General features: G+C 70.9%; 7 protein-coding genes and 1 pseudogene. 2 read left to right on the top strand and 6 right to left on the bottom strand.

From position 1 onward, the window contains the following. The 4 genes and pseudogenes from ACFE76_RS17580 to pdxH form a co-directional block, all read right to left on the bottom strand. Positions 1 to 917 (bottom strand): annotated as a pseudogene (locus tag ACFE76_RS17580) (hypothetical protein); the annotation flags it as partial. A gap of 43 nt (positions 918 to 960) precedes the next feature. Next, positions 961 to 4,254, bottom strand: coding sequence for a DUF6531 domain-containing protein (locus ACFE76_RS17575; protein ID WP_375433076.1), 3,294 nt, complete (start codon positions 4,252 to 4,254; stop codon positions 961 to 963). A gap of 27 nt (positions 4,255 to 4,281) precedes the next feature. Then, positions 4,282 to 4,566 (bottom strand): pyrophosphorylase, encoded by a 285-nt coding sequence (locus ACFE76_RS17570; RefSeq protein WP_375433075.1) that lies wholly within the window; start codon positions 4,564 to 4,566, stop codon positions 4,282 to 4,284. Between the two features lie 146 nt (positions 4,567 to 4,712). Continuing rightward, positions 4,713 to 5,363 (bottom strand): pyridoxamine 5'-phosphate oxidase, encoded by a 651-nt coding sequence (gene pdxH / locus ACFE76_RS17565; RefSeq protein WP_375433074.1) that lies wholly within the window; start codon positions 5,361 to 5,363, stop codon positions 4,713 to 4,715. Between the two features lie 69 nt (positions 5,364 to 5,432). Between pdxH and serC the strand changes: the two genes are divergently transcribed. Further along, on the top strand, positions 5,433 to 6,548 hold the full coding sequence (gene serC / locus ACFE76_RS17560) for a phosphoserine transaminase (protein WP_375433073.1): 1,116 nt from the start codon (positions 5,433 to 5,435) through the stop codon (positions 6,546 to 6,548). A 31-nt stretch (positions 6,549 to 6,579) separates the two neighbouring features. Here serC and ACFE76_RS17555 read toward each other — a convergent pair whose 3' ends face one another. Then, the gene (locus ACFE76_RS17555; RefSeq protein WP_375433072.1) at positions 6,580 to 7,578 is read right to left on the bottom strand and encodes a hypothetical protein; all 999 of its coding nucleotides are present in this window, start codon (positions 7,576 to 7,578) and stop codon (positions 6,580 to 6,582) included. A 231-nt stretch (positions 7,579 to 7,809) separates the two neighbouring features. Here ACFE76_RS17555 and ACFE76_RS17550 point away from each other — a divergent pair, with 231 nt between their 5' ends. Further along, complete coding sequence (locus ACFE76_RS17550; RefSeq protein ID WP_375433071.1) at positions 7,810 to 8,466, top strand: hypothetical protein; 657 nt, start codon at positions 7,810 to 7,812, stop codon at positions 8,464 to 8,466. Positions 8,467 to 8,537: 71 nt separating this feature from the next. Here the strand turns inward: ACFE76_RS17550 and ACFE76_RS17545 are convergent, their stop codons facing one another. Continuing rightward, positions 8,538 to 11,948 carry a pyruvate carboxylase gene (locus ACFE76_RS17545; RefSeq protein ID WP_375433070.1) on the bottom strand — a complete coding sequence of 1,137 codons (3,411 nt, stop codon included), beginning with the start codon at positions 11,946 to 11,948 and terminating at the stop codon, positions 8,538 to 8,540. Positions 11,949 to 11,989: the final 41 nt, after the last annotated feature.

Genomic DNA, 11,989 nt, shown 5'->3' with positions numbered 1-11,989 from the left:
GCGCCCGCATAGCCGGCGGTGTCCCAGAAGAACTCCGTCCCGTCGACGCTGGCCAGCTCACCCAACGCATCGGCGTGGACGGTGATCTTCCGGACCCGGTCGCGGTCGTGGCGGACGATCCCGGCCAGGTAGCCGGACGGGTTCCACCGGAACTCCCGCGCCGTGCCGTCACTCCGGCGCGACCACGTCCGCCGCCCCGCACCGTCATAGCTGTAGCGAGTGTGCAAACCGGCCGCGTCGACCGTCGACAACAACTGGCCGACCAGGTCGTAGACATGCCGTGTCACCTGCGGACCCGTCGGACCGGTCGCAGCGTCGACCTGGTTGTCGATCGTCTCCGTCACCAGCCTCCCGGCCGCGTCGTAGGCCCAACGGCCAGTCGCCGTCCCGATCCCAGCCCGGGTCCGCGACTCGATCAGCTGACAGGCGCCGTCGTAGCCGTACTCGGTCACAGACAGGTCAACACCATCACCCTTGGCGACCCGGGTGACACGCCCCTGCTCGTCGCGGCCGATCTCGGTCCGCGTCGCACCATCACCGTCGGTGATGATGTGCGCAACAACGAAACCGTCCCGGTGCTCCCAGGACTGGATCAACCCACCCGCCACCGCCGACACCAGCCGGCCCGCCGCGTCCCGGTCGAACGCTGCCCGACCCAACGTCGTGTGGTCCAGCCACACCAGCCGACCCGCAGCGTCATACCCGTAGGCGGTGGTCGACCCGTCCGGCGTGCTCATCGAGGTGCGCCGGCCGTCGGCGTCGTAGGTCCACTCGACCGAACGGTCGCCGCGGGTGCGGCGGACCAGCTGCCCACGACGGTTCCACTCCAGCTCATGCTCACACACCCGACCCGACGGATCCGAGCTCTCGCTGATCCGCACCGTCCGGCGCCGTAGGTCTCGGGTCAACGCGGTCACCGTCCGCCCGTCGACCGCCATCGTGGCGGCCCGACCCGATGCGTCACAGGTCCACGTGGTCCGACGCGTCCGGAGACTCCTGCCAAGCCAGCCGTCCGGCGGCGTCATAGCCGGCGGTGGTGGTCCGACCCAACGGGTCGGTTTCGGCGATGCAGCGGTTCATCGCGTCGAACTCCCGCCGGGTCACCCCACCCAACGGGTTGACGACCTCTACCGTCCGACCCAGCACATCCGAGCGGTACGTGGTGACCCCGCCGTTGCCGTCGGTCGCCGACACCAGCTGCCCGGCCGCGTCGTAGCGGTAGGTCGAGCGGCCCGTCTGCGGGTTGACCCACTCCACGACCCGACCGGCCAGGTCGTAAACCCAGCCGCTCATCCCGACCCCCGGCGCGGTGTGCTCCACCAACCGGCCGCAGGCGTCGAAGCGCGACCGCGCCACCTCACCTGTCGCCAACGTCTGCGTCACGGCCTGACCGTCGACGTCATAGCCGACCGTCACCGTCCCGCCAAGCGGGTCGGTCACCGTGACCAGCCGACCGCAGCGGTCGTAGCCGTACCGCGTCGTCGCTCCTGACGGGCTGGTCACCGATATCGGCCGCCCCGCCGGGTCCCGGACAATCCGCGTCAGCCCGCCGTCCGCATTAAGCGCCTCCACCGGGCGTCCGCACCGGTCGTAGGTGTAGACCGCAGCCGTTCCGTCCACCTGACCCACCGAGGTGAGCCGCCCCAACGGGTCGAACCCGGTCGTCGACGAGACGGCACCGTCGGCGACCTCGACCTGGCTGCCCGCCTGGTCGAACCCGACCCCCACCCGCACCCCGGTCGGGTCGACGGTGGCTACCAGCCGACCGGCCGGGTCGTAAGCCCGCGACCAGATGCTGCCGGTCGGGTCCGTCGTCGCCACCAGCCGCGACAACGAGTCATGCACAAACCGCCACGACGAACCGTCCGGCAGCTCAACAGACGCCACCCGTCCCAGATCGTCCAGCTGGCGGGTGACCGCCCGACCCAACGGGTCGACCGTCCGCGCCTCCTCGCCGTACACGCCGTACTCGACCGACGTCCGAGCCCCGAGCGGATCCACCGTCGCGGTCAACCGGCCAGCGACCGTGTGCTCATACCGCCACACCGCGCCGTCCGGATCCTGCCGCTGCACCAACGACCCGGACGTCGGGTCCCAGGTAAATAGCGTGCGGTGACCCGACGGAGTGACCGCCGCAGTTACCCGACCCCACGCGTCCCGCTCCAGCCGAGCGGTCTGCCCCTCGGCGTTCGTGGTGCCGATCAGGTCGCCGTGCTGGTCGTGGGAGAAGCGGACGACGACGTCGGTCGGGTCGACGATCTTGGTCAACAGACCGTCGGACCAGACGAGCCGGGTCAGCCCACCCTCCGGATCCACGATCCTCGACGGGTTCCGCTGCTCACCCTCGTACGTGTACTCGGTGACCGCACCCTGCTCCGCCACCACCGTGGTGACCCGGTCAAGCTCGTCATAGCCGTAGGTCACGTCCGCACCGGACGGGGTCACCGTCCGGACCCGCCGACCCCGACCGTCGTACTGATGCACGGTCGCCGCACCATCGCGCTCGGTCAACAGCACCGGGTTGCCGTACCGGTCATAGGAGGTCGACTGCCGCTGCTCCTCGGCGTCGACCACCCCGACCAGGCGGCCCCGCTCGTCCGCGATCCACGTGTTCGACCGGTTCCCGTCCTCGTCCGAAACCACCGTCACCCGGCCGGGGAGATACGCGAACCGCGTCACCCGACCGAACGGGGACCGCTGCGACACCACCCGGCGCTGACCGTCATAGACGTTCTCCACCTCGACCACACCATCGGCATCGGTCACGCTCACCACCAGACCGGCGGGGTCCCAGCCGTACGAACGGGTGCCGGCCGGACCGGTGGCGGCAATCAGCCGACCGGCCTCGTCGTAGCGGTAGCTGACGCTCCGTCCGTCCGACGCGGCGGCGGCCACGAGCCGCTCGGCACCGGCGACGGTGCCCCAGTCGAGGTCGACGTAGCGGCCGCGGCCGTGCGCCAACCCCGCGAGCCGTCCGGCTGGATCTCGGTGCAGCCGAACGGCGTTGCCGTCACTTTCCGGACCTGTGCCCGCGGCGAGCAGCGTGCCGTCGAGGTCGAACCGCCACCAGCCGCCGGCGTTGTCGGTGACCTGGAGGGCGTTCTCGTCGCCGGTCAGCCACAGAGCTTCACCGACCGCGCGGTCCCAGCCCGTACCGAGCCGCGAGAACACGATCACGCGGCCGTCCGGCAGCCGGAACCTCGCCACCCCTTGCCCGCTGTCGAACACCAGCCCGGCCTCCGACCACGACGACCAGCCCGGCCCGAACGCTCCCCCGCTCAGGTCGGCCGAGTTGTAGCACCGGGTGAGCGCGAGGCCAGAGGCCGCTCCGGGAAAGGACAGGTCCGTCTCGTTTTCGACGAAGTTGCCGGTCGCGGTGTTCACCGGATCGTTCGCATAGCCCGTCGTCGGGGGGTTTCCGTGCGCCTGCGGCGCCTCGATCACCAGATCCTCACGCGAGGCGTCGACGTGCGCCGCCTTCAACGCCGCCGACAGCGCGTTGTTCGACACGGTGGAGACCGCATGATCCCCACCGGCCGCGGCAAACGCCGTCGCCAGGGTCGAGGCCCAACGGACGTCCTCGTCGTTGGCGGCCAGCCACCGCTCGAACCCGGCCGCCACTCCCCAGGCGTCCAACCGGCCCCACTGGCACGACTGGTCGAAGCTGGTCAGCGCGGCCCGGAGGACCACTGGCTGCGGCCGCAGCTCGTCGTTGGCGCCCGTCGAACCTGTGGCAAAGGTCCGCAGGTCCGCCGGACGCGCCGACGACGTCCCGCCACCGCTACTACCACCAGACCCGGGCGCCGGGGTCTCCCGGCTCCGGTTCACCGGCGCCGAGACGGGGATGGTCGGCTCTGCCGCCGGGGGCCCCACCGGCGGATCGTCCCCGCCGGAGAAGAAGTCGCCGACCTTGTCCCAGTTGCTGCGTGCGTCGTGCTCGGACTGCCACGCCCGCGCCGTCTCCCGCCGCTGCTGCTCCTTGCGCGCCTCCTCCTTCAGCAGACGCGCCCCCGTCGTCACCTCGCGCAGGCGGGCACACAGCTCCACCGCGTCACCGGCCGCCACAGCGGCATTGGCCGCGAAGACCTTCGAGAAATGACCCGCAAAATCAATCTGAGCCGTGATCTGCCACGACAACCGGGACCCCGCCTGACCCTCGACTGCGACCGCCGCCGCCTCGAACTTCGCGATCAACGCGTCCGCGACCCCGACGTCAAAGACGACGTCAGCCTCGATCACACCGAGATCAGCCATCACTGCCCCCCGACCGCCAGAATCCGATCAGCTGCCGCCACCCGCGGACATGATGTTCGTGGAGATCTGCTGCAGCTGACCACGCAGCTCTTCTAGCTCCGACAGGGCCTTGTCCAACGCCGACTTCGTCTCCGGCCAGGTGCCACTACGGAACTTCTCCGCCAACGGCCCGTCCCACACGTTCGGGTCCGACAACGTCTTCCCCTGCGAGTCCAGCTGCGAGATCTGGTCGGTCAAGCCGCCGTTGATGATCGACTGAATCTGCTGAATCGACGTCTTCGCCAGCTCAGATGAAAGAACCCGACCTGCCATGTTGCACTCTCCTTCGGAACCAAGGTCTCTGCCTCGTCGACTCGAGCTGCACCAGCTCCGTCGACGACCCTAAGTGCCACAAGGGGGGGCAAACTAGTTATCCACAGGGCACCCGGAAAAAAGATGCGGGGCTGTGACAGTCGGGTTCAGGGAGCCAGGCGGGTGAGCGACCAGCCGCCGTCCGGCAGCAGCCGGTAGGCGAGGCGGTCATGCATCCGGCTGGCCTGTCCCTGCCAGAACTCGACCAGCGTCGGGGTGACGATGATGCCGCCCCAGTGCGGCGGGCAGGGCACCTCCACGTCGGCGAAGCGCCGCTCCACCTCCGCGTACGCGGCCTTCAGCTCGTCGCGGGAAGCGACGTCGGAGGACTGGCGGGACGCCCAGGCACCAATCTGGGAGCCGCGCGGCCGGACGGCGAAGTAGGCCTCGGACGCTGCGCGCGAGACGTGCGCGGCCGTGCCCTCGACCCGGATCTGGCGCTGCAGCGGGTACCAGCCGAAGTGCAGCGCGACGGCCGCGTTCGTGGCGAGCTCGGCGCCCTTACGCGAGTCGTAGTTGGTGAAGAAGGTGAAGCCGGACGGTCCCACCTCCTTGAGCAGCACCGTACGGGCGCTCGGTCGGCCGTCGGCGCTGGTGGCCACGACCATGGCGGTGGGTTCGGGCAGCAGACCGTCCGCCTTGGCCTGGAAGGCCGCAGCGAGCCAGCGGTCGAACAACGCGTACGGCTCGGCCGGCACCTCGCTCTCCAGCAGCTGTTCGCCCGCGTAGTCGACGCGTTCCTGCGCAAGATCCGGCATACCGGCCATCCTTCCAGGCGGCGGCTAACCGGCGGGCGACGCTCGGGCCGCGTGGAAGAATCGACGACCGTGACCGCGCTCAAGATTCCCGCCGACCTGCTGCCTACCGACGGCCGTTTCGGCTGCGGTCCGGCCAAGATCCGCGCCGCCTCCGTCGCCGCGCTGGCCGACCGGGGCGCGGCCCTGCTGGGGACGTCGCACCGGCAGGCGCCGGTCAAGAACCTGGTCGGCAGCGTCCGCTCCCGGCTGGCCGAGCTGTTCGCCGTCCCCGACGGCTACGAGGTGGTGCTGGGCAACGGCGGGTCGACCACCTTCTGGGACGTCGCCGTCGGCTCGCTGATCGAGCGGCAGAGCGCGCACGCGAGCTTCGGAGAGTTCTCGGCCAAGTTCGTCGCGGCTGCCGCGGCCGCGCCCTACCTGGCCGAGCCGACCGTGACCACCGCCGCCGTTGGTTCGGTGGCCTTGCCCGAGGCGGTGGCCGGCGCCGACACGTACGCCTGGGCCCACAACGAGACCTCCACCGGCGCACTGGCCCCCGTCCGGCGGATCGACGGCGTCGATGAGGGCGCGCTGGTCGTGGTCGACGGCACCTCCGCCGCCGGCGGGGTCGCGGTCGACGTGTCCGCCACCGACGTCTACTACTTCGCGCCGCAGAAGAGCCTGGGTTCTGAGGGCGGGCTCTGGATCGCCTTGCTCTCCCCCGCCGCCGTCGACCGGACGGGGAGAGTCGCCGCCTCGGACCGCTGGATCCCCGAAAGCCTCAGCCTGCAGGTCGCGCTGACCAACTCCCGGCTCGACCAGACCCTGAACACGCCGGCGATCGCCACCTTGTTCCTGCTCGACGACCAGCTGGGCTGGCTGCTCGAGCAGGGCGGGCTGGCCTACGCCGCCGCCCGGACCGCCGACTCCGCCAGTCGGATCTACCCCTGGGCCGAGGCGTCGCCGTACGCCGTGCCGTTCGTTGAACCGGCCTACCGCTCGCCGGTGGTGGCGACGATCGACTTCGAGGGCGTCGACGCGAAGGCCATCGCCGCCACCCTCCGGGCCAACGGCGTCGTCGACACCGAGCCCTACCGCAAGCTCGGCCGCAACCAGCTGCGGGTCGGCATGTTCCCCAACGTGGAGCCCGACGACATCAGCCGGCTGACCGCCTGCATCGACTGGGTGGTCGAGCGCCTGGCCTGACCCAACGCACCACAAGCTGAGGGCGCCGAGCTCAGGGCTTGCGGACGACGCCGACCACGACGCCGGCGACGATCGCGACCAGGGCGGCCAGCCCGACGGCGAGGTAGGTGCCGCGGCGAGCCTGGGCGGTCGGGGTCGCGGCGTCGGTGTCGCCGGAGTCATCGGTGTCGCCGGGCGCGGAGGAGGCCGTCGGCGTGGCGGACGGGGTGGCGCTGGCCGCGGTCGGGATGGCGACCGCATACACCTTGCTGTTGGTGCCTTCGGTGCCCACCAGCAAGCCGTTGCCGGCCAGGTTCACCGCAAGGGACTCGGGCTGCCGTACGGCCGGGAGGGGTGCGGTGGCCACCGTGCGGTAGGTTCCGGCGTCGAGCACCTCGACGGAGGAGGCGGTCAGCAGGGCGATCTGGTCGTCCCCGGGCAGGAACACGCCGTCGGTGACCAGGGCCGGTGCGTCGGCGACCTTGCGCAGCACGTTGACCTCGTCGCGCGAGGGCTCCTTCGGCGCGACGTAGATGCCGCCGGTCGCGCCCTTGGTCACCAGGTAGAGCCGGCCGGCGCCATCGACCAGCAGGGTCTCGGCGTCGTGGGCGCCGTCGGGATAGCGGAAGTCGTAGGCGTTGTAGGTGACGGTCAGTCCGTTGGCCCGCGGGTTGAGGAAGTAGTAGACCGTGACCTGGTCGCGCTTCTCGTCGTTGTCGCCGATGTCGGCGGCGTAGAGACGGTTGTCGTGCAACGCCACCGCCTCGACGTCCTGCACCGGCGCGCGATAGCGGAGCGTGCCCCGTACCGCGCCGCTCGCGGTGACGCCGTAGACGACGCCCGAGGAGCCGGAGTCGTTGACCGTCCAGTAGAGCTGTGCCGCCGTGTCGCGCACCAGGCCTGAGGATTCGGTGATCCGGTCGTCGCGCATCGTGAACGCGACCTTGTCCTTGGCGGCCGCGACGGTGGGCAGGCCGCCGGCCAGGAACAGCGCCAGTAACGCCGCCCCCAGCGCACCACCGGCCGGTCGGGACCCCTTCGCGCGCGCCATGATGGCAGGAGCGTACGCGAGGAAAGCCGTCCGCTTCCCGTCGACAGGCTCAGGAAACGGCCACAGCGCAGGCAACCGCAAGCGTCAGCGGAGCTGACCCCAGAGCGCGCTGACGACCACGATCACGACCAGCGCGGCGAGCACACCCGAGACGATCAGCCGACGCGCCCGGGGGTTCATCCCTCCAGGTTATGGGCCCGGCGCGAACGCGGGCGTACTAGCGTGGCGGCCATGGGCGAGCTGCGCTTGTACGCGGTCGGCATCGAGGAGGTGCGCGGCATCTCCGGCGCCTCCACCGACAAGGCCGCCCACCTGCGCGAGGTGGCGACCAAGGCGTTCGCGCCCGCCCCGGACGAGGCCCGGTCGGGCCTGCTCTCCAAGCTCGGACCGATCTTTCGCCGACCGCCGACCGTCCAGGTGATCTCGCCGACCCAGCCGGAACCGCACGACGTCGAGGTGCTGCTGGCCGGGGCGTACGTGGCGCCGGAGCGAGCGGGCGCGACCTGGCGGGTGCTGGAGACGATCGTGGCCGACATCGCCTGGGGGTCGACCCGACTGGCCCTCACGTCCCAGTCCCTCGACGACCTCGACTTCGCCCTCGCCCGCGGCGGCGTGTCGTCCTCGGTCGGGCTGCGGCACCTGCTCGGCAGCACCGCCAGCCTCAACCTGTTGCCGGTCGCCGGCCTGACCGTCGGCTGGCACCCGTACGAGACGGCGCTGGCCATGGCGGGCGCCTACCGCTCGGCCATGCCTCAGATCAAGACGACCGAGCAGCAGGAGATGGTGAACGCCCTGGCCAGCTGGCTGGACGGCTTTGTCCCGTGGGCCTCGGTCGCCCCCTCGCTCGGCCGCCCGGTCCCCGACCTCGTCGGCTTCTACGCCGGGTAACTTCCCGAGTTGTCAGAACTCAGTTGTCCCATGGGACAACTGAGTTCTGACACGTCGGCCCTTCCACAGGCTCAGGGAGCGGGATCGATGACCAGCACCAAGTCGCCGCCCTCGACCTGGGTGATCGAGCCGATGGCCAGCCGGGAGACCGTCCCGGCGACCGAAGCGGTGATCGCCGCCTCCATCTTCATCGCCTCGATGGTGGCCACGGTCTCGCCCGCCTCGACCGTGTCGCCCTCCGCGGCCTTGACGCTCACCACCCCTGCGAACGGGGCGGCGACGTGGCCGGGCCGGGTGGGGTCGGCCTTCTCGGCCACCTTGACGTCGACCTTGATCGAGGTGTCGCGGACCCGGATCGGACGCAGCTGGCCGTTGATGGTGCACATCACCGTCCGCATGCCGCGCTCGTCGGGGCTGCCGATCGCCTCCAGGCCGAGGATCAGGCTGACGCCGCGACCGATCCGCGCCGTGTGCTCCTCACCCGGCTGCAACCCGTACAGGTAGTCGAGCGTGTCGAGCCGGGACACGTTGCCGTACGTCTCGCGGGCGGTCAGGTACTCCTTCGTCGGGCCGGGGAAGAGCAGCCGGTTGAGCGTCTCGCGGCGGACCCGGCCCTCGACGTCGAGCGCGGCGGAGTCGTCCTCGGCCAGGTCGGTCTCGCGGACCGGAGCCGTACGTCCCTGCAGCGCCTTGGTCCGGAACGGCTCGGGCCAGCCACCGGGCGGGTCGCCCAGCTCGCCGGAGAGGAAGCCGACGACGGAGTCGGGGATGTCGTAGTTCTGCGGGTGCTCGGCGAAGTCCTTCGGGTCGGCACCGACGGCCACCAGCTGCAGAGCCAGGTCGCCGACCACCTTGGACGACGGCGTCACCTTGGTCGGCCGGCCCAGGATCTGGTTGGCCGCGGTGTACATGGCTTCGATCTGCTCGAACTTCTCTCCCAGCCCGAGCGCGATCGCCTGCTGGCGCAGGTTGGACAGCTGGCCGCCGGGAATCTCGTGGTCGTAGACCCGGCCGGTCGGGCTGGGCAGCCCGGACTCGAACGGGCGGTAGACCTTGCGCATGGCCTCCCAGTACGGCTCGAGGTCCATCACCGCGCGCAGGTCGAGGTTGGTCGCGCGTCCGGTGTGCTCGAGCGCCGCGACCAGGGCTGAGGCGGGCGGCTGGCTGGTGGTGCCGGCCATCGGCGCGCTGGCCACGTCCACCGCGTCCACGCCGGCCCCGACCGCAGCCAGCAGCGAGGCGAGCTGGCCGCCGGCGGTGTCGTGGGTGTGCAGGTGCACCGGCAGGTCGAAGTTCTCCCGCAGCGCCGTGACCAGCGTGGCCGCGGCGGGCGGGCGCAGCAGCCCGGCCATGTCCTTGATCGCCAGGATGTGTGCACCGGCCTTGACCATCTGCTCGGCCAGCCGCAGGTAGTAGTCGAGGGTGTAGAGGTCCTCGCCTGGGTTGTTGAGGTCCCCGGAGTAGCAGAGCGCGACCTCGGCCACGGTCGTCCCGGTCTCGCGGACGGCCTCGATCGCCGGTCGCATCTGTTCGACGTCGTTCAGCGCGTCGAAGATGCGGAAGATGTCGATGCCGGTCTGTGCCGCCTCGGCCACGAACGAGGTGGTGACCTTGGTCGGGTACGGCGTGTAGCCGACGGTGTTGCGACCGCGGAGCAGCATCTGCAGCGCGAGTCCGGGCATGTTGTAGCGAAGCGCGTCCAGCCGCTCCCACGGGTCCTCGGACAGGAAGCGCAGCGCCACGTCGTACGTCGCGCCGCCCCAGCACTCGACGCTGAACAGCTCCGGGGTCATCCGGCCCACGTACGGGGCGATCCGCAACAGGTCCTTGGTGCGGACGCGGGTGGCCAGCAGCGACTGGTGCGCGTCCCGGAAGGTGGTGTCGGTGACCTCGACCCCGACCCGCGCGCGCAGGTCGGCCGCGAACCCCTCGGGTCCGAGCGCGAGCAGCCGCTGCCGCGAGCCCTGCGGCGAGGGCTTGGCCAGGTCGATGCCGGCCGGCCGCTTGACGCCTGGGTCGAGCAGGGTCGGGGCGGGCCCGTTCGGCTGGTTGACCGTGACCTCGGCCAGCCACCGCAGCAGCCGGGTGCCGCGGTCCGCGGGCGCGTGCGTGGTGAGCAGCTCGGGGCGTTCCTCGATGAACGCGGTGGAGACGTCGCCGGCCAGGAAGTCGGGGTCCTCCAGGACTGCCTGCAGGAAGGGGATGTTGGTGCTGACGCCGCGGATCCGGAACTCGGCCAGGGCGCGGCGGGCTCGCGCGACCGCGGTCGGGAAGGTCCGGCCGCGGCAGATCAGCTTGACCAGCATCGAGTCGAAGTAGGCGCTCACCTCCACGCCGGTGTCGACCGTGCCGCCGTCCAGCCGGACCCCGGCGCCACCGGCGGAGCGGTAGGCCGTGATGGTGCCGGTGTCAGGCCGGAAGCCGTTGGCCGGGTCCTCGGTGGTGATCCGGCACTGCAGCGCCGAACCGTTGATCCGGACGCGGTCCTGGCTCAGCTCGAGGTCGGCCAGCGTCTCCCCGGCCGCGATCCGCATCTGCGCCTGAACCAGGTCGACGTCGGTGATCTCCTCGGTGATCGTGTGCTCGACCTGGATCCGCGGGTTCATCTCGATGAAGACGTGCTGGCCGGCGCGCGGCCCCTCGGTCTCGACCAGGAACTCCACCGTGCCGGCACAGGAGTAGCTGATCGACTCGGCGAACTTCACCGCGTCGGCGCACAGCGCGGCCCGCAGCTCGTCGCTGATGTGCGGGGCCGGAGCGATTTCGATCACCTTCTGGTGCCGCCGTTGCACCGAGCAGTCGCGCTCGAACAGGTGCATCGTGGTGCCCGCGGTATCGGCGAGGATCTGCACCTCGATGTGCCGCGGTCGGCCGACGGCCTGCTCGATGAAGGCGGTCGGGTCGCCGAACGCCCCCTCGGCTTCGCGCATCGCCGAGCCGACGAGCTCCCGCAGCTGGCTGGGGTCGTCGATCCGGCGCATGCCACGACCGCCGCCACCGGCGACCGCCTTGACGAAGACGGGGAAGCCGATCTCCTCCGCGCCGGCGAGCAGCTCGTCGAGGTCGGCCGAGGGCGGGGTCGACTTGAGCGTCGGGATGCCCGCGGCCTTGGCGGCCTGGAGTGCCCGGACCTTGTTGCCGGCCAGCTGCAGCACGTCGGCGGGCGGGCCGATGAACGTGATGCCAGCAGCGTCGCAGGCCCGCGCCAGGTCCGGGTTCTCGCTCAGGAAGCCGTAGCCGGGATAGATCGCGTCGGCGCCGGACTCCTGCGCGGCCCGGATGATCTCCTCGATGTCGAGATAGGCGCGCACGGGGTGTCCGCGCTCGCCGATCGTGTACGCCTCGTCCGCCTTGATCCGGTGGACCGCGTTGCGGTCCTCCCAAGGGAACACCGCGACGGTCTGGGCTCCGAGCTCGTACGCGGCCCGGAAGGCGCGTACGGCGATCTCACCCCGGTTGGCTACGAGGACCTTGGCGAACATAGCCGGAATCTATCTCAGCGCTTGTTACCGCCAGACGACGT

The organism is uncultured Friedmanniella sp. (assembly GCF_964244005.1).
Taxonomy (GTDB): domain Bacteria; phylum Actinomycetota; class Actinomycetes; order Propionibacteriales; family Propionibacteriaceae; genus Microlunatus.
This window is presented reverse-complemented; position numbering and strand designations above follow the sequence as displayed.

What these genes read in the sequence shown, in the direction of transcription:
- ACFE76_RS17575 (WP_375433076.1), bottom strand. Translation starts at nt 4,254, where the DNA reads ATGGCTGATCTCGGTGTGATCGAGGCTGACGTCGTCTTTGACGTCGGG.
- ACFE76_RS17570 (WP_375433075.1), bottom strand. Translation starts at nt 4,566, where the DNA reads ATGGCAGGTCGGGTTCTTTCATCTGAGCTGGCGAAGACGTCGATTCAG.
- pdxH (WP_375433074.1), bottom strand. Translation starts at nt 5,363, where the DNA reads ATGCCGGATCTTGCGCAGGAACGCGTCGACTACGCGGGCGAACAGCTG.
- ACFE76_RS17555 (WP_375433072.1), bottom strand. Translation starts at nt 7,578, where the DNA reads ATGGCGCGCGCGAAGGGGTCCCGACCGGCCGGTGGTGCGCTGGGGGCG.
- ACFE76_RS17550 (WP_375433071.1), top strand. Translation starts at nt 7,810, where the DNA reads ATGGGCGAGCTGCGCTTGTACGCGGTCGGCATCGAGGAGGTGCGCGGC.
- ACFE76_RS17545 (WP_375433070.1), bottom strand. Translation starts at nt 11,948, where the DNA reads ATGTTCGCCAAGGTCCTCGTAGCCAACCGGGGTGAGATCGCCGTACGC.